The 20,153-nt window shown below is 71.2% G+C and carries 17 protein-coding genes; 11 read left to right on the top strand and 6 right to left on the bottom strand.

Features of this window, described 5'->3' with window-relative positions:
• The first annotated feature begins 2 nt into the window (after nt 1–2).
• From AB0L56_RS22640 to AB0L56_RS22655, 4 genes are all read left to right on the top strand, one after another.
• A complete protein-coding gene (locus AB0L56_RS22640) occupies nt 3–722 on the top strand; it encodes a YggS family pyridoxal phosphate-dependent enzyme (protein WP_365425724.1) in 720 nt (239 codons plus the stop codon).
• A gap of 129 nt (nt 723–851) precedes the next feature.
• The gene (sepF, locus tag AB0L56_RS22645; protein WP_361029900.1) at nt 852–1,493 is read left to right on the top strand and encodes a cell division protein SepF; all 642 of its coding nucleotides are present in this window, start codon (nt 852–854) and stop codon (nt 1,491–1,493) included.
• A gap of 50 nt (nt 1,494–1,543) precedes the next feature.
• Nucleotides 1,544–1,834 carry a YggT family protein gene (locus AB0L56_RS22650; RefSeq protein ID WP_004932337.1) on the top strand — a complete coding sequence of 97 codons (291 nt, stop codon included), beginning with the start codon at nt 1,544–1,546 and terminating at the stop codon, nt 1,832–1,834.
• Between the two features lie 52 nt (nt 1,835–1,886).
• Nucleotides 1,887–3,059, top strand: a complete 1,173-nt coding sequence (locus AB0L56_RS22655) for a DivIVA domain-containing protein (protein WP_361029904.1) — start codon at nt 1,887–1,889, stop codon at nt 3,057–3,059.
• 222 nt (nt 3,060–3,281) lie between these two features.
• On the opposite strand, the gene ileS is transcribed toward AB0L56_RS22655, so the two are convergent.
• Nucleotides 3,282–6,425, bottom strand: coding sequence for an isoleucine--tRNA ligase (ileS, locus tag AB0L56_RS22660; protein ID WP_365425727.1), 3,144 nt, complete (start codon nt 6,423–6,425; stop codon nt 3,282–3,284).
• Nucleotides 6,426–7,567: 1,142 nt separating this feature from the next.
• Here ileS and AB0L56_RS22665 point away from each other — a divergent pair.
• The 6 genes from AB0L56_RS22665 to AB0L56_RS22690 all read left to right on the top strand — a co-directional run bounded on the left by AB0L56_RS22665 (nt 7,568) and on the right by AB0L56_RS22690 (nt 13,480).
• Nucleotides 7,568–8,869, top strand: coding sequence for a TraR/DksA family transcriptional regulator (locus AB0L56_RS22665; RefSeq protein ID WP_365425729.1), 1,302 nt, complete (start codon nt 7,568–7,570; stop codon nt 8,867–8,869).
• A gap of 65 nt (nt 8,870–8,934) precedes the next feature.
• Nucleotides 8,935–9,546: a signal peptidase II gene (lspA, locus tag AB0L56_RS22670; protein ID WP_361029913.1), complete on the top strand. Its 612-nt coding sequence runs from the start codon at nt 8,935–8,937 to the stop codon at nt 9,544–9,546.
• Nucleotides 9,547–9,589: 43 nt separating this feature from the next.
• On the top strand, nt 9,590–10,534 hold the full coding sequence (locus AB0L56_RS22675; RefSeq protein ID WP_365425731.1) for an RluA family pseudouridine synthase: 945 nt from the start codon (nt 9,590–9,592) through the stop codon (nt 10,532–10,534).
• Nucleotides 10,535–10,548: 14 nt separating this feature from the next.
• Nucleotides 10,549–11,016 carry a GNAT family N-acetyltransferase gene (locus tag AB0L56_RS22680; RefSeq protein ID WP_365425761.1) on the top strand — a complete coding sequence of 156 codons (468 nt, stop codon included), beginning with the start codon at nt 10,549–10,551 and terminating at the stop codon, nt 11,014–11,016.
• A gap of 81 nt (nt 11,017–11,097) precedes the next feature.
• Nucleotides 11,098–12,690, top strand: coding sequence for a Na+/H+ antiporter (locus tag AB0L56_RS22685; RefSeq protein ID WP_365425763.1), 1,593 nt, complete (start codon nt 11,098–11,100; stop codon nt 12,688–12,690).
• Between the two features lie 49 nt (nt 12,691–12,739).
• On the top strand, nt 12,740–13,480 hold the full coding sequence (locus tag AB0L56_RS22690; protein WP_365425733.1) for an SDR family oxidoreductase: 741 nt from the start codon (nt 12,740–12,742) through the stop codon (nt 13,478–13,480).
• On the opposite strand, the gene AB0L56_RS22695 is transcribed toward AB0L56_RS22690, so the two are convergent.
• On the bottom strand, nt 13,474–14,601 hold the full coding sequence (locus AB0L56_RS22695) for a mechanosensitive ion channel domain-containing protein (protein WP_365425735.1): 1,128 nt from the start codon (nt 14,599–14,601) through the stop codon (nt 13,474–13,476). The genes AB0L56_RS22690 and AB0L56_RS22695 overlap by 7 nt on opposite strands.
• A 108-nt stretch (nt 14,602–14,709) precedes the next feature.
• Here AB0L56_RS22695 and AB0L56_RS22700 point away from each other — a divergent pair, with 108 nt between their 5' ends.
• A complete protein-coding gene (locus tag AB0L56_RS22700; protein WP_365425737.1) occupies nt 14,710–15,285 on the top strand; it encodes a dienelactone hydrolase family protein in 576 nt (191 codons plus the stop codon).
• 10 nt (nt 15,286–15,295) lie between these two features.
• Here the strand turns inward: AB0L56_RS22700 and AB0L56_RS22705 are convergent, their stop codons facing one another.
• The 4 genes from AB0L56_RS22705 to AB0L56_RS22720 all read right to left on the bottom strand — a co-directional run bounded on the left by AB0L56_RS22705 (nt 15,296) and on the right by AB0L56_RS22720 (nt 20,089).
• Nucleotides 15,296–16,978 (bottom strand): alkaline phosphatase D family protein, encoded by a 1,683-nt coding sequence (locus AB0L56_RS22705; RefSeq protein ID WP_365425739.1) that lies wholly within the window; start codon nt 16,976–16,978, stop codon nt 15,296–15,298.
• 90 nt (nt 16,979–17,068) lie between these two features.
• A complete protein-coding gene (locus AB0L56_RS22710; protein ID WP_365425741.1) occupies nt 17,069–17,881 on the bottom strand; it encodes a DsbA family protein in 813 nt (270 codons plus the stop codon).
• An 88-nt stretch (nt 17,882–17,969) separates the two neighbouring features.
• Nucleotides 17,970–18,686 carry a hypothetical protein gene (locus AB0L56_RS22715; RefSeq protein ID WP_365425743.1) on the bottom strand — a complete coding sequence of 239 codons (717 nt, stop codon included), beginning with the start codon at nt 18,684–18,686 and terminating at the stop codon, nt 17,970–17,972.
• Nucleotides 18,687–18,763: 77 nt separating this feature from the next.
• Nucleotides 18,764–20,089: a DUF2252 domain-containing protein gene (locus tag AB0L56_RS22720; RefSeq protein ID WP_365425745.1), complete on the bottom strand. Its 1,326-nt coding sequence runs from the start codon at nt 20,087–20,089 to the stop codon at nt 18,764–18,766.
• Nucleotides 20,090–20,153: the final 64 nt, after the last annotated feature.

Consider the following 20,153-nt stretch of genomic DNA (forward strand, 5'->3'; position numbering starts at 1 on the left):
ACATGACGGACCGTAAGGGCGAACTCGCCTCGAACCTGGCGAGAGTGGAGGAGCGGATCACCGCAGCGTGCGCCGCCGCCGGACGGGCGCGCGACGAGGTGACCCTCATCGTGGTCACCAAGACGTATCCCGCCGCGGATGTGCGGATCCTGTCGGAACTCGGTGTGCGTCATGTGGCCGAGAACCGCGACCAGGAAGCCGCCCCCAAGGCGGCGGAATGTGCGAATCTCCCCCTTACCTGGCACTTCGTCGGTCAGCTTCAGACCAACAAGGTGCGTTCGGTGCTCGGTTATGCCGATGTGGTGCAGTCCGTCGACCGTTCCCGGCTGGTGACGGCCCTCTCCAAGGAGGCTGTGCGGGCCGGCCGCGAGATCGGCTGTCTGATCCAGGTGGCGTTCGACGCCGGGGTGAACGGGCGGGGCGAGCGCGGAGGCGTCGCGCCCGGCGGAGTCGAGGAGTTGGCCGGACTGATCGCCGGGGCAGATGGGCTGCGGCTGGACGGGCTCATGACCGTCGCCCCGCTCACCGGGGAGTACGCAGGACGGGAACGGGCGGCGTTCGAGCGGTTGATGGATTTGTCGACCGACCTGCGCCGGACCCATCCGGCTGCGAACATGGTCTCGGCAGGAATGAGTGCGGATCTCGAACAGGCCGTGGCCGCCGGGGCGACACATGTGCGCGTCGGCAGTGCGGTACTCGGAGTCCGCCCCAGGCTCGGGTAACGTCGCCAAGAAGTCGGACCACAGCAGAAAATATGGTCAGTTCCGCCGAACAGCGGGCGTAAAGACCTAGTGGATCGCGGGCACTTGGCGGTCGTCAGCGGATCCACCACAGAGCGGAGGACTCGGAGCATGGCCGGCGCGATGCGCAAGATGGCGGTCTACCTCGGCCTCGTGGAGGACGATGGGTACGACGGCCGCGGATTCGACCCAGACGACGACTTTGAACCCGAACTCGACCCCGAGCCCGAGCGGGACCACCGGCGGCACGAGCCGCCGCACCAGTCACATGGCTCACATCAGCCCCAAAGGGACGAAGAGGTGCGAGTCGTACATCCTCCCGTCCCGCGCGAACCGGTCGCCCGAGCCGCTTCGCTCGCCGCGGAATCGCCACGCCCGGCGCGGATCGCGCCCGTGGCATCCATCACACAAGAACGCGCCAGCCTGGAGAAGAACGCACCGGTGATCATGCCCAAGGTCGTGTCGGAACGAGAGCCTTACCGGATCACCACCCTTCACCCCCGGACCTACAACGAGGCCCGTACCATCGGGGAACACTTCCGTGAAGGCACTCCGGTGATCATGAATCTGACTGAGATGGATGACACAGACGCGAAGCGACTTGTCGACTTTGCGGCCGGTTTGGTGTTTGGTCTTCACGGCAGCATCGAGCGGGTGACGCAGAAGGTGTTCCTGTTGTCGCCTGCTAACGTCGATGTCACGGCGGAGGACAAGGCTCGCATCGCAGAGGGCGGGTTCTTCAACCAGAGCTGAGACACAAGGACCGGACCGAACAGTGCACAGGGGAGAGGGAAAAACAGACCATGAGCGTGTTCGCGCAGGTGATCTACATCGCGCTGATGGTGTTCCTCATCGTGCTGATCTTCCGTTTGGTCATGGACTACGTGTTCCAGTTCGCCCGCTCATGGCAACCCGGCAAGGCGATGGTGGTCGTCCTGGAGGCCACCTACACTGTCACCGATCCACCGCTGAAGCTTCTGCGGCGGTTCATCCCGCCGCTGCGTCTCGGGGGCGTGGCGCTAGACCTGTCCTTCTTCGTCCTGATGATCATCGTCTACATCCTGATCTCGATCGTGGGCAATCTCGCGAGGTGACTGTGGACGATACGGTCTTGCCGACTGCCGATGACTACGTTGAGGTGAAGAGATGCCGTTGACCCCCGAGGACGTGCGGAACAAGCAGTTCACGACCGTCCGCCTCCGAGAAGGCTATGACGAGGACGAGGTCGATGCCTTCCTCGATGAGGTCGAAGCCGAACTGACGCGCCTGCTCCGCGAGAACGAGGACCTGCGCGCCAAGCTGGCCGCGGCCACGCGCGCTGCGGCCCAGAACCAGCAGAACATGCGCAAGCCTCCCGAGCCACAGGACCAGCAGCAACAGCAGGGGCCGCCACCGGGCATGCCCCAGCAGGGGATGCCCCAGCAGGGCATGCGAGGTCCCGGCGCTCCTGTGCCCGCCGGTATATCGGGCCCGCCGCAGCAGCAGATGGGTGGCCCCATGGGTGGTCCGCCCCAGCTGCCGAGCGGTGCTCCTCAGCTGCCCGCCGGCCCCGGCGGACAGGGCGGCCCGCAGGGTCCCGGCCCCATGGGCCAGGGTCCCGGGCCGATGGGCCAGGGCGGCCCGATGCAGGGGCAGATGGGCCCTGGTGGCCCGATGGGCGGTCCCATGGGCGGCCCCGGTCTTCCCGGTCAGGGTGGCCCCGGCGGCGACAGCGCCGCGCGGGTGCTGTCGCTGGCCCAGCAGACCGCCGACCAGGCGATCGCGGAGGCCCGTTCCGAGGCCAACAAGATCGTGGGCGAGGCGCGTTCGCGTGCCGAGGGTCTCGAGCGGGACGCCCGTGCCAAGGCCGATGCCCTGGAGCGGGACGCGCAGGAGAAGCACCGTGTCGCGATGGGCTCCCTGGAGTCCGCCCGCGCCACGCTGGAGCGCAAGGTCGAGGACCTGCGCGGCTTCGAGCGCGAGTACCGCACGCGGCTGAAGTCCTACCTGGAGTCGCAGCTGCGTCAGCTGGAGACCCAGGCGGACGACTCGCTCGCCCCGCCGCGCCAGCCCGCCAGTGCCGCGCCGTCGCTGCCGCCGTCCCCGGCGCCCTCGATGGCTCCGGCCGGTGCCGGTGCGCCGTCCTACGGCGGCAACCAGCCGATGGGCGGCGGCCCCGGTGGCCCGGGCGGTCCGTCCGGTCCGTCGTACGGCGGTCAGCAGCAGATGCAGCCGGCCATGACGCAGCCCATGGCGCCGGTGCGTCCGCAGGGCCCGTCGCCGATGGGTCAGGCGCCCTCGCCGATGCGCGGCTTCCTGATCGACGAGGACGACAACTGACGGCCCCTGTGGCCATGAGTACGGCGTAGCAGTCGGCAGCGTTCAGGGCGGGGCCCCGGGTACACCAACCCGGGGCCCCGCCCTTTCGCTACGCGTGTTCACGGGGTTTGCGCCGTTTGTTCGGACCTGGGTGCGGTGTCCGACGCACGCAATGCCGAAGGCCCGGGCCCACCAAGATTTTTCTCGGTGGGCCCGGGCCTTCGGGCAGGCGCTCCCCGGGTGTTACGCCTTGCGCAGGCGGAACGTCAGGGACAGCCCCTCGTCGGTGAACGGCGTGCCGTATGTGTCGTCCGCCTCACCACGGTCGAAGTCCGTGGCGAGCACCTCGTCGGCGATCAGCTCCGCGTGCTCCGTCAGCGCGGAGACCGTCGCGGGGTCGGTGGCCGTCCAGCGCAGGGCGATCCGGTCGGCCACGTCGAAGCCGCTGTTCTTGCGGGCCTCCTGGATCAGCCGGATCGCGTCACGGGCGAGGCCCGCCCGGCGCAGCTCCTCGGTGATCTCCAGGTCGAGGGCGACCGTGGCACCGGCGTCGGACGCCACCGACCAGCCCTCGCGCGGGGTCTCCGTGATGATCACCTCGTCCGGGGCGAGGGTGATCGTCTCCCCGTCGACCTCGACCGAGGCCGTGCCCTCGCGCAGCGCCAGCGACAGGGCGGCGGCGTCCGCGTTCGCGACCGCCTTCGCCACGTCCTGGACGCGCTTGCCGAACCGCTTGCCCAGCGCACGGAAGTTGGCCTTCGCCGTGGTGTCGACCAGCGAACCGCCCACCTCGGACAGCGACGCCAGCGACTCGACGTTCAGCTCCTCGGTGATCTGGGCGTGCAGCTCCGGGTCGAGAGCGGTGAAGCCGCCCGCCGCGATCAGCGCGCGCTTCAGCGGCTGGCGGGTCTTCACACCCGACTCGGCGCGGGTGGCCCGCCCCAGCTCCACCAGCCGGCGCACCAGCACCATCTGCTTCGACAGCTCCGGGTCGATCGCGGACGGGTCCGCCTCCGGCCAGGACGCCAGGTGCACCGACTCCGGGGCGCCGGGGGTGACCGGGACGACCAGGTCCTGCCAGACCCGCTCGGTGATGAACGGGGTCAGCGGGGCCATCAGTTTGGTGACCGTCTCCACGACCTCGTGCAGGGTGCGCAGCGCGGCCTTGTCGCCCTGCCAGAAGCGGCGGCGCGAACGGCGCACGTACCAGTTGGACAGGTCGTCGACGAACGCGGACAGCAGCTTGCCGGCCCGCTGGGTGTCGTAGCCGTCCAGCGCCTGGGTCACCTGCTCGGTGAGCGCGTGCAGTTCGGAAAGCAGCCAGCGGTCGAGCACGGGACGGTCGGCCGGGGCCGGGTCGGCCTCGCTGGGCGCCCACTCGGACGTACGGGCGTACAGGGCCTGGAAGGCGACCGTGTTCCAGTACGTCAGCAGGGTCTTGCGGACGACCTCCTGGATGGTGCCGTGGCCCACCCTGCGGGCCGCCCACGGGGAACCGCCGGCCGCCATGAACCAGCGGACCGCGTCCGCGCCGTGCTGGTCCATGAGCGGGATCGGCTGCAGGATGTTGCCCAGGTGCTTGGACATCTTGCGGCCGTCCTCGGCGAGGATGTGACCCAGGCAGACGACGTTCTCGTACGACGACTTGTCGAAGACCAGCGTGCCGACCGCCATCAGCGTGTAGAACCAGCCGCGGGTCTGGTCGATGGCCTCGCAGATGAACTGAGCCGGGTAGCGGGCCTCGAACAGTTCCTTGTTCTTGTACGGGTAGCCCCACTGCGCGAACGGCATCGAGCCCGAGTCGTACCAGGCGTCGATGACCTCGGGCACGCGGGTGGCCGTCTTCCCGCAGCCGTCGTGGCGGCAGGCGAAGGTGACCTCGTCGATGTACGGGCGGTGCGGGTCGAGGGCGGACTGGTCGGTGCCGGTCAGCTCGGTGAGCTCCGTCAGGGAGCCGACGACCGTGAGGTGGTCGTCCTCGCAGCGCCAGATCGGCAGCGGGGTGCCCCAGTAGCGGTTGCGGGACAGCGCCCAGTCGATGTTGTTGTTCAGCCAGTCGCCGTACCGGCCGTGCTTGACCGTGTCCGGGAACCAGTTGGTGTTCTCGTTCTCCTCGAGCAGCCGGTCCTTGATGGCGGTGGTGCGGATGTACCACGACGGCTGCGCGTAGTAGAGCAGCGCGGTGTGGCAGCGCCAGCAGTGCGGGTAGCTGTGCTCGTACGGGAGGTGCCTGAGGAGCAGACCGCGCTGCTCGAGATCGTCGGTGAGCTTCTCGTCGGCCTTCTTGAAGAAGACGCCGCCGACCAGGGGGACGTCCTCCTCGAACGTACCGTCGGGGCGGACGGGGTTCACGACGGGCAGGCCGTAGGAGCGGCAGACCTTGAGGTCGTCCTCACCGAAGGCGGGGGACTGGTGGACCAGACCGGTGCCGTCCTCGGTGGTGACGTAGTCGGCGTTGACGACGTAGTGCGCCTCGGCGGGGAAGTCGACGAGCTCGAAGGGCCGCCGGTAGGACCAGCGCTCCATCTCGGCGCCGGTGAACGACTGGCCGGTGGTCTCCCAGCCCTCGCCGAGCGCCTTGGCGAGCAGCGGCTCGGCGACGACCAGCTTCTCCTCGCCGTTCGTCGCGACGACGTAGGTGACCTCGGGGTGCGCGGCGACTGCCGTGTTGGAGACCAGGGTCCAGGGCGTGGTCGTCCACACCACGAGCGCGGCCTCGCCGGCCAGCGGGCCGGAGGTGAGCGGGAAGCGGACGTAGACGGACGGGTCGACGACCGTCTCGTAGCCCTGCGCCAGCTCGTGGTCGGACAGGCCGGTGCCGCAGCGGGGGCACCAGGGGGCCACGCGGTGGTCCTGGACCAGCAGGCCCTTGTTGAAGATCTCCTTCAGCGACCACCAGACCGACTCGATGTACTCGGGGTCCATCGTGCGGTACGGGTCCTGGAGGTCCGTCCAGTAGCCCATGCGGGTCGTGAGCTCTTCGAAGGCGTCGGTGTGGCGGGTCACGGACTCGCGGCACTTGGCGTTGAACTCGGCGATGCCGTACGCCTCGATGTCCTGCTTGCCGGAGAAGCCGAGCTCCTTCTCCACGGCGAGCTCCACGGGGAGGCCGTGGCAGTCCCAGCCGGCCTTGCGCGCCACGTGGAAGCCGCGCATGGTGCGGAAGCGGGGGAAGACGTCCTTGAAGACGCGGGCCTCGATGTGGTGGGCGCCGGGCATGCCGTTGGCGGTGGGCGGGCCCTCGTAGAACACCCACTCGGGGCGGCCCTCGGACTGCTCCAGGCTCTTGGCGAAGATCTTCTGCTCGCGCCAGAAGTCGAGCACCGCGTGCTCGAGCGCGGGCAGGTCGACCTGGGCTGGTACCTGGCGGTACGTCGGCGATGTCATCAGCGGGCTTCCTCCGGCGGACTTGCTGCCTTCCGTCCGGAGGGACGAGAGCTGTTTCGATCTCTACGCCGCCGTCGGCGCGCTCCCGCGGTACCACCCTCCTTGGCCCCCCGGCGCTTCGTCAGCTCCGGTGAGCCCCCTCATTGGGGTCGCGATGCCGGTTCTACTCCCCCCTGCGGGGGTTTCTTCCGGCGGCTCCGGGGTGATCTTCACGTCGCGCTCGCCCCCGGGCTCACACCGTCCCCGGGTCGCTCTGGGCTGCGTTGGCCGCTACTCGTCCCCATCCACGCTTTTCGCTCCGCCCAGTGTACGGCGCGGCGTGGACAGCGGGCGACGGTTTTCCTGTGGGCATATGCCCCGGCATGCCCCGAATGGCGAGGTGCGCGTGTTCGGATCCTCGGACGTGCGCCGGGTGGGCATACCCGGCGGGGAGCTGGGCACAACGGATGCAGGCTCGCCGCGCGGCGACCGCGGGGCGGGGGAAAATGGGCGGTGCGCCCCGTTGCCGCAGGACTCGAGTCGATTTATCGTCCCAGCGACGATTCGCGCGCATGATCACAATATATGAAGGGGCCGCGGCCATGGTGGCGAAGAGGACCGCTGTACAGCAGTCGGCGCCGTCCGGCGGGCCCGACCCGACTCCGGGCGACGGCGCCCCCAAACACACGGGCGGGAAGCCGCCTGCTCCGCACTCCGCGGCGCGTAAGCGGCCCGCGGGTGCGTCGGCGCAGGCGGTGCCGGGGGCGGGTCCCGCGGAGGGTGTGCTGCCTGGGGAGGCTGCCGGGAAGGAGGCGCCTGCTCGGCAGTCTGCGGCGCGTAAGCGGCCCGCGGGTGCGTCGGCGCAGGCGGTGCCCGTGGAGGAGACGGGGCCGGGGGCGGGTCCCGCGGAGGGTGTGCTGCCTGGGGAGGCCGCGGCGAAAGAGGCGCCTGGGAGGCACTCTTCGGCGGGCAAGCGGCCCGCAGGTGGGTCGGCGCAGGCGGCGCCGGGGGCGGGTCCCGCGGAGGGTGTGCTGCCTGGGGAGGCCGCGGCGAAGGAGGCGCCTGGGAGGCAGTCTGCGGCGGGCAAGCGGCCCGCAGGTGGGTCGGCGCAGGCGGCGCCGGGGGCGGGTCCCGCGGAGGGTGTGCTGCCCGGGGAGGCCGGCGTGAAGGAGGCGCCTGGGAGGCAGTCTGCGGCGCGTAAGCGGCCCGCGGGTGCGTCGGCGCAGGCGGTGCCCGTGGAGGAGACGGGGCCGGAGGTGGGCCCTGCGGAGGGGCCGCCGCCCAGGAAGGCCAAGGCCAGAAAAGTCGACGCCGGGAAGAAGGCGGCCAAGAAGGCACCGGTCAAGAAGGTGGCCGCCAAGAAGGCGGTTGCCAAGAAAGCCGCCTCAAAGAAGGCGCCCGCGGATGCCTCGGCGCAGGTGGCGCCTGCCGACGGGGCAGCATCACAGGCGGCTCCTGTGAAGAAGAAAGGGGAGTCCGGCAGGAAGGCTGCGGGGGAGCCGTCCGGCAAGAGGGTCGCGGCAAGGGAGCCGTCCGGCAGGAACGCGGCGGTCAGGAAGGCGGCGGGGAAGGCCACCGCGAAGGAGGCGTCGGCTAGGAAGGCTGCCACCAAGAAGGCCGCCTCCGAGAAGGCCGCCCCGAAGAAGGCCGCGGCGAGGAAGGCTCCCGCGACGGAGCCGTCGGCCAAGAAGGCCGCCCCGAAGAAGGTCGCCTCCAAGAAGGCCCCGGCGAAGAAGGCCCCCGGCCGGTCGACCGCCGGCGCTTCCGAAGTCGTGGCGTCCGGGCGGGACGAGGTGCACGAGGCGGCGTCCGCGCGGGCGGTGTCGGCGGAGGGGGCTGCCGCTGGGCGCGGTGGGGTGCGGGAGGGCGCTGCCGGGACCGGTGGGTCCACTCAGGATGTGGCCGGGCACAGCGCGGCCGACGACGCGGGCGCGGCCGAGGCCGCGGCGCAGACGGGAGTGACGACAGTGGGTGCGAAGAAGACCCCTGGCCCGGCGGCCACGGCGGCCACGGCGGCCACGGCGGCGATGACCGCCGTACCCAAGGCCCGGATCGGCGCGGCGGACCCGGGCGACCTCGCGGTGCGTCCGGGCGAGGAGCCCTGGACTCCGGACGAGGTCGAGGATGCCCGGGCCGAGCTGATGTCCGAGGTGCTACGGCTGCGCGAGGAGATCACCTCCTCCGAACAGTCACTGGTCGGCCTGATGCGGGACTCCGGCGACGGCGCGGGCGACGACGACGCCGACACCGGCACCAAGAACATCACGCGCGAGCACGAACTCGCGCTGGCCGCGAACGCGCGCGAGATGCTCAGCCAGTTCGAGCGAGCCCTCCAGCGCCTGGACGCCGGCACCTACGGGCTGTGCGAGAGCTGCGGCAACCCCATCGGAAAGGCCCGTACGCAGGCCTTCCCCCGGGCCACCCTGTGCGTCGAGTGCAAGCAGAAACAGGAGCGCCGGTACTGATCGGCGGCCGCGCAGGCCGTGCCGTACCCTCGTCCTCAGTCAGGTACCTAGGCTGAGGGACTCACGTGGCAGAGGCGGAGCGCATCATCGGTACGCCGGACACCCCGGATGCTGACCGGGACGAGCAGGACCGGGACGGGCAGGAGCGGGCCGGCACCGACGGGACGGCGGCGGAGACCGAGCGGCCCCGCGGCAAGCGGCGGATCGCCGTGCTGTTCGCCGTCGCCGTCTTCGCCTATGCCCTCGATCTGATCAGCAAGATGATCGTGGTCGCCAAGCTGGAGCACCATGAGCCCATCGAGATCGTCGGGGACTGGCTGAGGTTCGAGGCGATCCGCAACGCGGGCGCGGCCTTCGGCTTCGGCGAGGCCTTCACCGTGATCTTCACGGTGATCGCGGCAGCCGTGATCGTGGTGATCATCCGCCTCGCTCGCAAGCTCTACAGCCTGCCCTGGGCGATCGCGCTGGGCCTGCTCCTGGGCGGTGCCCTTGGCAACCTCACCGACCGGATCTTCCGCTCCCCGGGCGTCTTCGAGGGCGCGGTGGTCGACTTCATCGCGCCCAAGCACTTCGCCGTCTTCAACCTGGCGGACTCGGCGATCGTGTGCGGCGGCATCCTGATCGTGCTGCTGTCGTTCCGGGGCCTGGACCCGGACGGCACCGTCCACAAGGACTGAACGCGCCTACGGGGTTGTCGGACCCGTCCGGCATACTCGACGGGTGAGCACGATTCCCGAGATCCGTACCCTGCCCGTGCCCGAAGGCCTGGAGGGCGAGCGCGTCGACGCCGCCATCTCCCGGATGTTCGGCTTCTCCCGCACCAAGGCCGCCGAGCTCGCCGCGGCGGGGAAGGTCACGGTCGACGGATCGGTGGTCGGCAAGTCCGAGCGGGTCAGCGGGGGTGCCTGGCTAGAGGTGGAGATGCCGCAGGCGCCCGCGCCGGTGCAGGTCGTCGCCGAGCCGGTCGAGGGCATGGAGATCGTGCACGACGACGAGGACGTGGTCGTGATCGTCAAGCCGGTCGGGGTGGCCGCGCACCCCTCACCCGGCTGGACCGGCCCCACGGTGATCGGCGGTCTCGCCGCCGCCGGGTACCGCATCTCGACGTCCGGTGCCGCCGAGCGCCAGGGCATCGTGCACCGCCTCGACGTCGGCACCTCGGGCCTGATGGTGGTCGCCAAGTCGGAGCGGGCGTACACCTCGCTGAAGCGCCAGTTCAAGGAGCGCACGGTCGACAAGCGCTACCACACGCTCGTCCAGGGGCACCCGGATCCCACCAGCGGCACCATCGACGCCCCCATCGGCCGCCACCCGCAGCACGACTACAAGTGGGCGGTCACCGCGGAGGGCAAGTCGTCGGTCACGCACTACGACCTGATCGAGGCCTTCCGCGCCGCCTCCCTCCTCGACGTCAAGCTGGAGACCGGCCGCACCCACCAGATCCGCGTCCACATGGCCGCCCACCGGCACCCCTGCGTCGGCGACCTCACCTACGGCGCCGACCCCACGCTCGCCAAGCGGCTGCGCCTGACCCGCCAGTGGCTGCACGCGGTGCGGCTCGGCTTCGAGCACCCCGGGCACGGCGAGTGGGTGGAGTTCGGCTGCGACTACCCCGAGGACCTGCAGAAGGCCCTGGACCAGGTCCGCGAGGAGACCTACGCATGACCCGCACGACCGGCATGACCGCCCCGTACGTCGTCCGTGTGGCGCAGGGGCCCGCGGACCGGGAGGCGTGCTTCGCCGTGCGCAAGGACGTCTTCGTCGCCGAACAGGGCGTCCCCGAGGACATCGAGTACGACGCCCACGACGCCGGCGCCGTGCATGTTCTGGCCGTCCGGGAGGACGGCACACCGCTCGGCACCGGACGGCTGCTGCACGGCCCGGCCGCCGCGGCGAAGAACGGCGGGGACCCGGCGGTCGGCTCCCTGGGCCGGCTCGCGGTGACGCGCGCGGCGCGGGGCCTCGGCGTCGGCGCGGCACTGGTGCGGGCCATCGAGGAGGCCGCTCGCGACCACGGGCTCACGGCCGTCGACCTGCACGCGCAGACCCACGCCCTCGGGTTCTACGAGCGGCTCGGCTACGAGGCCTACGGCCCCGAGTTCCCGGACGCGGGGATGCCGCACCGGGCGATGCGGCGCGGGCTGTAGTACCGATCGCGTGAACGTCCTGGTGGGGCGGCGGCGTGGCAGGCTGAAAGTCCGCTGACCGATCGTCGACCTCCGGGAGCGCTGACCGTGGATCAGTTGGCCCTGCTCTTCGCCCTGTTGCTCGGGGCCGTGGTGAGCGTCCCCGTCGGGGAGCGGCTCCGACTGCCGCCGCCGGTGCTGATGACGGTCCTCGGAATCGTGCTGGCGCTGCTGGAGTTCGTCCCGAACGTCGACGTCCCGCCGGAATTCATCCTGCCGCTGGTGCTGCCGCCCCTGCTCTACGCCGCCGTGCGCCGGACGTCCTGGCGCCAGTTGGCGGCGAACGTCAGGCCGATCCTCCTGCTGGCCGTGGCGCTGGTCTTCGTCACCACGGTCTGTGTGGCCGTCGTCGCCCACGCGATCGTGCCGGGGCTGCCGCTGGCCGCCGCCGTCGCCCTCGGCGCCCTGGTCGCGCCGCCCGACCCGGTCGCGGCGACCGCCGTCGCCGGGAAGCTGGGGCTGCCGCGCCGGTTGGTGTCGATCCTGGAGGGCGAAGGACTGTTCAACGACGTCACGGCCATCGTCCTCTACCACGTGGCGATCGACGCCGCCGTGAGCGGCACCTTCTCGCCCTGGGAGGCCGGTCTCGACCTGGTGCTGTCGACCGTCGTGGCGGTCGTGGTCGGGCTCGCGCTCGGCTGGGGCACCGACAAGCTGATGACCCTGCTCGGGGACCCGACCCTGCAGGTCGCCCTGACCCTCCTCGTCCCGTTCGCCTCCTACGTCCTGGTCGAGGAACTGCACGGCTCCGGGGTGCTCGGGGTGCTCGTCACCGCGCTGTACCTCGTGGAGTACGCCCACGACGCCGACGACGTCATGGCCCGGCTCGCCGGGCACACCTTCTGGGACATCGTGGACACCCTCGTCACCGGCGTGGCGTTCGGACTGGTCGGCCTCGAACTGCACAACGCGGTCGACACCGCGAAGGGCCACTGGGGTGAGCTGCTCACCTGGGCGGCGGCGGTCGTGGGCGTGGTCGTCATGGTCCGGCTGGCGTGGCTGCTCCCGGCGACCTGGCTGACGAGGCGGCTGCACACCGCGCGGGACGTCGGCGAGGACATCCCGTTGAGCTGGCGCGAGACCGTGGTGATGTGGTGGTCGGGCATGCGCGGGGTGGCCTCCGTCGCGCTGGTCCTCGCCCTTCCCCTGGAGACGGAGAGCGGTGCCGAGTTCCCCGCACGGGGCGAGATGATCTTCATCGCGTTCGGCGTGGTGCTGACCACGCTGCTGGTGCAGGGGCTGACCCTGCCGTGGCTGGTGAACCGGCTCGGCGTGCGGGGCGACACCGGGCGCGAGAAGGAGTTCGAGCGGCAGCTGGCGATCCGGGCGACGAAGGCGGCGAGGCGGAAGCTGCGGGAGATCGAGGACGTCGAGGACCTGCCGGAGGAGCTGTCCGAGCAGATGCTGCGCAGGTCCTACGACATCGGGCTGCGGATCAGCCCGGACCTGGCGGAGGACGAGCGGCGGGAGGCGACCCGGGAGCGGGCGCGGTGGCTGAGGCGGGTGCGGCGGATCGAGGGCGAGATGCTGAGCGCCGCCCGGCACGAGGTGCTGACCGCCCGCAGCGAACAGGGCGCCGACCCCGAGGTGGTGGACCGGGTGCTGCGCCATCTGGACGTGCGGAGTCTGCGGTGAGCGCGCGGAGTCACCGGCGCCGGCGGCGGTCGGTTTGTAGGGTCTGGGCATGACTCGGAACGTTGTGATCAGCGGAGGCGGTACCGGCATCGGACTGGCCACCGCGCGGGTGTTCGCCGCGGACGGCGACCAGGTGCTGCTGCTCGGCCGGCGCAAGCACGTCCTGGAACGGGCTCAGGTGCCGGGCGCCCTGACCTACGCCGCCGACCTGGCCGATCCGGAGGCCGTCCGGGGCGTGGCCGGCTTCGTGGGCCGCGAGTTCGGGGCCGTGGACGTACTGGTCCACAGTGCCGGGGGCAACGGGCTGCTGGAACCCCCGGTCGGCGGCGACGACCCGCTCGACGCGGTCGCCCGCGAGTGGACGATCAACTTCCGGCTGAATGTGCTGACCGCCGTGCTCCTCACCGAGGCCCTGAAGGAGCGGCTCGCCGAACCCGGCGGCCGGGTGCTGTTCCTCAGCTCCATCGCCGCCTACCGCGGCTCCGGACGGGCGTCCTACGCGGCGGCCAAGGCGTCACTGCACCCCTACGCCCACCACCTCGCCCGCAGTCTCGGCCCGCACGGCATCACCGTGAACGTGGTCGCCCCCGGCTACATCGAGGACACGGAGTTCTTCGGCGACGGCCTGGACGAGGAGCGGCGGGCCCGGCTGATCGCCGAGACGCTGGACAAGCGGCCGGGGACGCCCGGGGACGTCGCGGCGACCCTGCACTGGCTCGCCTCCCCGGGCGCCGCGCACATCACCTCGCAGATCATCCAGGTCAACGGCGGCGCCGAACGCGGTCACTGAGGGCCGCTGCGCTCCCTCGGATGCCGGTGCGCCCGGCGGGCCGCCGGCACGGTGTCGGAGGAGCGCCGGCCGTTGGGCGCGGGCGGCGGCACCGCGTCGGCCGTGTTGACCCGGGGCAGCGCGTAGGGGTGCTCGGCGGTCAGCCAGCGGATCATCTGCTCCCGGATCGTGACCCGTACCGTCCAGATGTCGTCCGCGTCCTTGGCCGTCGCCAGGGCCCGCACCTCCATGGTGCTGGGGGTGCTGTCCGTCACGGTCAGGTTGTAGGCGCGGCCGTCCCAGGCCGGGCACTCCCGGAGGATGTCGCGGAGCTTGTCGCGCATCGCGTCCAGCGGGGCCGAGTGGTCGAGATGCCAGAAGACGGTGCCGGTCATCTGCGGGGTGCCGCGCGACCAGTTCTCGAACGGCTTGGACGTGAAGTACGACACCGGCATGGTGATCCGGCGCTCGTCCCAGGTGCGGACGGTCAGGAAGGTGAGGGTGATCTCCTCCACCGTGCCCCACTCGCCGTCCACGATCACCGTGTCCCCGATGCGGACCATGTCGCCGAAGGCGATCTGCAGCCCGGCGAACATGTTGCCCAGCGTGGACTGGGCGGCCACACCGGCCACGATGCCGAGGATGCCGGCCGAGGCCAGCAGCGAGGCCCCGGCCGCGCGCATCGCGGGGAAGGTCAGCAGCATCGCGGCCACCGCCACCACGCCGACGACCGCGGTCACCACGCGCTGGATCAGCGTCACCTGGGTGCGGACCCGGCGCACCCGGGCGGGGTTCCGCTCGCGATGGGTGCTGGCGTACCGCGCGTACGAGGTCTCGACGACCGCGGCCGCGATACGGATCGCCAGCCAGGCGGCCGCACCGATCAGCACCAGCGTCAGGATCCTGCCGATGGCGACCTCGTGGTCCGGCAGCAGCCGCGCCTCGTCGTAGGACCCTCTGAGCAGGGCCACGCAGAGGACCAGCTGGTAGGGGACACGGCCACGGCGCAGCAGGCCCCACAGCGGCGTCTCGGGGTGGCGTTCGTCGGCCTTGCGCAGCAGCAGATCGGTGGCCCAGCCGAGCAGCAGCGTGAGCACGACCGATCCGCCGACCACGATCAGTGGGCGGAGCACGTCATCCATGCCCCCGAACCTAACCGGCTCCGCGCGGGCATGAACATGTGACTTCCGCCCGATCCTGGGTACTGCCGCGATCCGGGATCCTCACACCCGGCTGGCACCATGGGCTGCATGAACATCATGCTCTTTCACTCGACCTACGGTCCGAGGCCCGCGGTGGCCCGGGCCGCCGACCGGCTGCGCGCGGCGGGACACGAGGTGTGGACGCCCGACCTCTTCGAGGGCCGCACGTTCGACTCGGTCGAGGAGGGCATGGCGTACCAGGAGGAGACCGGCAAGGACGAGCTGCTGAAGCGGGCGGTGCTGGCCGCCGCGCCCTACTCGGAGCGCGGACTGGTGTACGCGGGATTTTCCTTCGGTGCCTCCGTCGCACAGACGCTCGCACTCGGCGACGACAAGGCACGGGGACTGCTGCTCCTGCACGGCACGTCCGACCTCGCGGAGAACACCACGGTCGACGAGCTGCCGGTGCAGCTGCATGTCGCCGAGCCCGACCCGTTCGAGACCGACGACTGGCTCACCGCCTGGTATCTGCGGATGGGCCGGGCCGGTGCCGATGTCGAGGTGTACCGGTACGCGGGCGCGGGCCACCTCTACACCGACCCCGACCTGCCGGACTACGACGAGGAGGCCGCCGAGGCCACCTGGCGGGTGGCTCTCGGCTTCCTCGAGTCGCTGGAGAGCTGAACCGGGTGGATCAGACCGGGTCGTAGGTGCGCTCGGCCTTCTGCGTGCCGCTGCGGGTGCGGTAGGAGCGGGCCCACGCCGCCGTGGCGTCCGCCTGCGTGCGGCCGGCCAGCACGTAGTAGTCCATCTGCGCCCGCTCGGCGGTGATGTCCAGCACGCCGTAGCCGTGGCGGTCGGTGTCCACCCAGTGGACGTGCCGGTTGGCGGCCCGGATCAGCGGGGAGGCGACCGCGGTGACGGTGCCCTCGGAAACCCCGACGATGTCGTCGAGGTTGTCGGAGGTGACCGAGGTCACGACGAACTCCGTGGCGGCGGAGGCCGACAGCGGATAGGTCCCGGCGTTCACCGGCACGTCGTTGGCCCACGCCATGTGGATGTCGCCGGTGAGGAAGACCGTGTTGCGGATGGCGTTCGCCCGCAGATGGGCGAGGAGTTCACGGCGGTCGTCGGTGTAGCCGTCCCACTGGTCGGTGTTGATCGCGAGCCCTTCCTGCGGCAGACCCAGCAGCTTCGCCAGCGGCTTCAGCAGGCTCGCGGGGAGGGAACCCACCGCGAACGGCGAGATCATCACCGAGGTGCCGACCAGCCGCCAGGTGGTGTCGGAGGCCGCCAGACCCGCCTTCAGCCAGTCCAGCTGGGCACGTCCGGTGAGCGTGCGGTCCGGGTCGTCGACGTCGCCGTCGCCGATGGAGACCTGCTGGGAGCGGAACGAGCGCAGATCCAGCAGGGACAGGTCGGCGAGCCTGCCGAAGCGCAGCCGGCGGTAGGTGGTGCCGGCCAGCGCGGGACGTACCGGCATCCACTCGAAGTAGGCCTGCTTGGCGGCGGCCTGGCGGGCGGCCCAGCTGCCCTCCGCGCCCTCCGTGTGGTTCCCGGCACCGCCCGACCAGGTGTCGTTGGCGATCTCGTGGTCGTCCCAGATGGCGACGACCGGCGCCTTGGCGTGCAGTGCCTGGAGGTCGGGGTCGGTCTTGTACTTGGCGTGCCGGACGCGGTAGTCGGCGAGGGTGACGATCTCGTGGGCGGGCGCGTGCGGACGGACGACGGAGCCGCGTGTGCCGTACTCGCCGCTGGCGTACTCGTAGATGTAGTCGCCCAGGTGCAGCCAGGCGTCCAGATCGCTCCGGGCGGCGAGATGGCGGTAGGCGGCGAAGTGCCCGGCCTCCCAGTTGGAGCAGGAGACCACACCGAAGCGCAGACCGGGTACGGCGGCGTCGGCGGCCGGGGCGGTGCGGGTGCGGGCGGCGGGCGAGTCGGTGCCGCCGGCGGAGAAGCGGTACCAGTAGTCGGTGGCCGGCTGGAGGCCGCGGATGTCCGCCTTGACGGTGTGGTCGGAGGCGGCGGTGGCGAGGGTCGAGCCCTGCGCGACGACGTCGGTGAACGCCTTGTCCCGGGCGACGGTCCAGCTCACCTCGGTGTCGGGCCCGAGCCCCGAGCCGGGTATCGCCTCCGGCACCGGGGTCACCCGGGTCCACAGCAGGACGCCGTCCGGCAGCGGATCGCCGGAGGCGACCCCGTGCAGGAAGGCGGGAGCCTGCCGGGCCGCCCGGGCGGACGGTGCGGCGGCGAGCGGTCCGGCCAGCGCCGCGGTGGCGGCGGCTGCCTTGACGACCGTACGGCGGCGCGGGGACAGGGAGTCCGCGGCCGCGGTGGCGGAGACTGCGCTCTCGGATGATCTGTGTGGACTGGTCACAGCCGAACAGGCTACTGACACGTACACGCCAGAGCGGGCGAACTCCCAAAAGTCCGCCCGCTCTTCACCACACCGTCGGCCGGCCCGGTGTCAGCCCTTGAGCGCCTTGTCGATCGCCGTGTTGAACTCGGCCACCGTCATCGGCGCGTTCTTGCCGTCGGAACCGGTGAGCTTCTCGCCGTCCATCTTCAGCGTCGGGGTGCCGTTGACGTCGCTGTTGTCGAACGTGTCGGACATCTCCAGCGCCCACCTGTCGTAGGTGCCGTCGTTCACGGCCGCGTGGAACTCCTTGTTGCCCTTCAGGGCGTCGACGGTGTTCGCGACCTTGATCAGGTACCCGTCGTCCTTGAACTTGTCATCCGTCTCCTCGGGGTGGTAATCGGCCGAGTAGAGCGCGCTCTTGTAGGCCAGGAACGCCTCGGGGCTGACGTTCAGCGCCGCGCCCAGGGCGCTCAGCGCGTTCTTGGAGCCCTCACCGGCCAGGTTGCGGTCGAGGAACGAGGCGCCTATGAAGCGGATCTTGTACTTGCCGTCCTCGACGTCCTTGCCGATGGTCTCGCCGACCGTCTGCTCGAACGTGGCGCAGATGGGGCAGCGCGGGTCCTCGTACAGCTCGAGGGTCTTCTTCGCGTCGGACTTGCCGATGACGACGGTCGTGCCGTTCTTGCCGCTGGTGTTCGCCGGCTTGACGAGCTTGGCGTTCTTCGCGGCCTCCCAGGCGCTGGGCTTGTTGGCCTGGACGACCGCGTAGCCGATGCCGCCGGCCGCGGCCAGGACGCCCACGACCGACAGGGCTACCACGATCTGCCGCTTGGCCTTCGCCTTCTTCGCCTGGCGCTCACGCTCCTGGCGCAGTCGCTCTCGGGCCGCTGTCTTCGCCGCCTGGCTGTTCCGCTTGCTCATGGTGATGTCTCCACGGGGGACGCACACGGTCGTGTGCGGGATACGTAAGGGGGACTGCTGGTGCTCGGGTCGGGCCGCCGGACAGGCCTCAGCCGTGGGCGGCGACGGAGCACGGCGGTCCGCGCCGTCCCAGGGAGTGTGCGAGCAGCAGGGTCCGGGCGGCGGCGGCGCGGCGGACCGGGCGGCGGCCCGGAGGCAGCGCCTCGGGGGCCCGGCGCACGGTCACCGCCGCGACCGCCAGCAGCAGCGGACGGACCGCGGTCGACGCTGTCGCGGCGACCGCGCTGAGCAGCTGGGCCAGCGCCCGCTCGCCGCGGCGCAGCCAGGCGGCGGCCAGCAGGCCGACCCCGATGTGCGCGCCGAGCAGCATCCAGGCGGTGGCCGGGTCGGCCTGGGCGAGCAGTGCCGCCAGCCGGTCGCCGCTCTCGGCGGCGGGGCCGGTGACCCGGGCGAGCGGCGCGCCCACGCTGGTGCCGTCGCCGCACAGCACATCGAAGCCGACGGAGCGCAGCGGGCCCGCGACGGGCCCGCCCATGCGGCCGTAGCAGACATGCTGGCCGGTGGTGAAGACCGTGTCGGCGGCCAGCTCCAGCGGGATCAGCAGGGCGGCGATCCGCCCGAAGGAACGCTCCCGCCCCGCCAGGGCGTACGCCAGGAGGAACACGGCGGCGGCGACCGCGGCCACCGTGTTCACCGGCAGCGGAGCCCCGGACAGCAGCACGTGCGACGCGCTGCTGAGTGTCACGACGACTGCCGTGAACAGCGCCGCGCGGACGGCTCTGAGCTGGGTTCCGGATATGTCCATGGCGGGAACGAGTGTGTCACGTGCTCCGGTAAGGGATCCCTAAAGGGTTCCTGTGGATCCTGTGGATGCCCCGATGGTTACAGTCCCGGAATCCTGCCGTTGCGGAACAGGTCCAGGAAGATCTGGTGGTCGGAGCGTGCGCGGGCGCCGTAGTCGTGGGCGAAGTCCACCAGCAGCGGGATCAGGGAGGCCTCGTCGGCGGCGATCGCCGCGTCGATGGCGCGCTCGGTGGAGAACGGCACCAGGGACTCGCCGGAGGTGTCGTCCGCCGCCGCGTGCATCGCGGCCGTGGCACGGCCGAGGTCGGCGACGACCAGGGCGATCTCCTCCGGCTCGTCGATGTCGCTCCAGTCCAGGTCCACCGCGTACGGCGAGACCTCGGCGACCAGCTGGCCCGAGCCGTCCAGCTCCGTCCATCCCAGCCACGGGTCGGCGTTCGCCTGGAGGGCGCGCTGGGAGATCACCGTGCGGTGCCCCTCGTGCTGGAAGTAGTCCCGGATCGCCGGGTCGGTGAGGTGCCGGGAGACCGCGGGCGTCTGGGCCTGCTTGATGTAGATCACGACGTCGTTCTCCAGGGCGTCGCTGTGCCCCTCCAGCAGGATGTTGTACGACGGCAGCCCGGCCGAGCCGATGCCGATGCCGCGGCGGCCCACGACATCCTTCACGCGGTAGGAGTCCGGGCGGGCCAGCGAGGCGTCCGGCAGAGTCTCCAGATAGCCGTCGAAGGCAGCGAGCACCTTGTAGCGCGTGGCGGCGTCCAGCTCGACGGCGCCGCCGCCGGGGGCGAAGCGGCGCTCGAAGTCGCGGATCTCGGTCATGGAGTCCAGCAGCCCGAAACGGGTCAGCGAACGGGCGTCGCGCAGCGCGTCGAGCAGCGGGCCCCGGGCGGTGTCCAGGGTGAAGGGCGGCACCTCGTCGCTCTTCGCGCCCGTGGCCAGCGCGTGGATGCGCTCCCGGTAGGCGGCCGCGTAGAGCGTGACCAGCTCGCCGATCTGCTCGTCGCTGAGCGCCTTGGCGTAGCCGATCAGCGCCATGGAGGCCGCGAAGCGCTTGAGGTCCCAGGTGAACGGGCCGACATAGGCCTCGTCGAAGTCGTTGACGTTGAAGACCAGACGGCCGTTGGAGTCCATGTACGTGCCGAAGTTCTCCGCGTGGAGATCGCCGTGGATCCACACGCGTGAGGTGCGGTCGTCCAGGTAGGGCCCGCCGCGCCGCTCGGGGTCCAGATCGTGGTAGAAGAGGCACGCCGTCCCGCGGTAGAAGGCGAACGGCGAGGCCGCCATCTTCCGGAACTTCACCCGGAATGCGGCCGGGTCGGCGGCCAGGAGCTCGCCGAAGGCGGTGTCGAGGACGGCGAGGATCTCCTCACCGCGGTGCTCGTCGTTGAGCTGCGGGACCGACATCGCTGTGTGCCTCCTGGTGCGGAATTCTCGGGACGGCTGGTCCGTCCCCTGCCTAACGCGCGAC

It is taken from the genome of Streptomyces sp. NPDC052079 (genome assembly GCF_040680275.1).
GTDB lineage: Bacteria > Actinomycetota > Actinomycetes > Streptomycetales > Streptomycetaceae > Streptomyces.

What these genes read in the sequence shown, in the direction of transcription:
- AB0L56_RS22640 (WP_365425724.1), top strand. Translation starts at nt 3, where the DNA reads ATGACGGACCGTAAGGGCGAACTCGCCTCGAACCTGGCGAGAGTGGAG.
- sepF (WP_361029900.1), top strand. Translation starts at nt 852, where the DNA reads ATGGCCGGCGCGATGCGCAAGATGGCGGTCTACCTCGGCCTCGTGGAG.
- AB0L56_RS22650 (WP_004932337.1), top strand. Translation starts at nt 1,544, where the DNA reads ATGAGCGTGTTCGCGCAGGTGATCTACATCGCGCTGATGGTGTTCCTC.
- AB0L56_RS22655 (WP_361029904.1), top strand. Translation starts at nt 1,887, where the DNA reads ATGCCGTTGACCCCCGAGGACGTGCGGAACAAGCAGTTCACGACCGTC.
- ileS (WP_365425727.1), bottom strand. Translation starts at nt 6,425, where the DNA reads ATGACATCGCCGACGTACCGCCAGGTACCAGCCCAGGTCGACCTGCCC.
- AB0L56_RS22680 (WP_365425761.1), top strand. Translation starts at nt 10,549, where the DNA reads ATGACCGCCCCGTACGTCGTCCGTGTGGCGCAGGGGCCCGCGGACCGG.
- AB0L56_RS22690 (WP_365425733.1), top strand. Translation starts at nt 12,740, where the DNA reads ATGACTCGGAACGTTGTGATCAGCGGAGGCGGTACCGGCATCGGACTG.
- AB0L56_RS22695 (WP_365425735.1), bottom strand. Translation starts at nt 14,601, where the DNA reads ATGGATGACGTGCTCCGCCCACTGATCGTGGTCGGCGGATCGGTCGTG.
- AB0L56_RS22700 (WP_365425737.1), top strand. Translation starts at nt 14,710, where the DNA reads ATGAACATCATGCTCTTTCACTCGACCTACGGTCCGAGGCCCGCGGTG.
- AB0L56_RS22710 (WP_365425741.1), bottom strand. Translation starts at nt 17,881, where the DNA reads ATGAGCAAGCGGAACAGCCAGGCGGCGAAGACAGCGGCCCGAGAGCGA.
- AB0L56_RS22715 (WP_365425743.1), bottom strand. Translation starts at nt 18,686, where the DNA reads ATGGACATATCCGGAACCCAGCTCAGAGCCGTCCGCGCGGCGCTGTTC.
- AB0L56_RS22720 (WP_365425745.1), bottom strand. Translation starts at nt 20,089, where the DNA reads ATGTCGGTCCCGCAGCTCAACGACGAGCACCGCGGTGAGGAGATCCTC.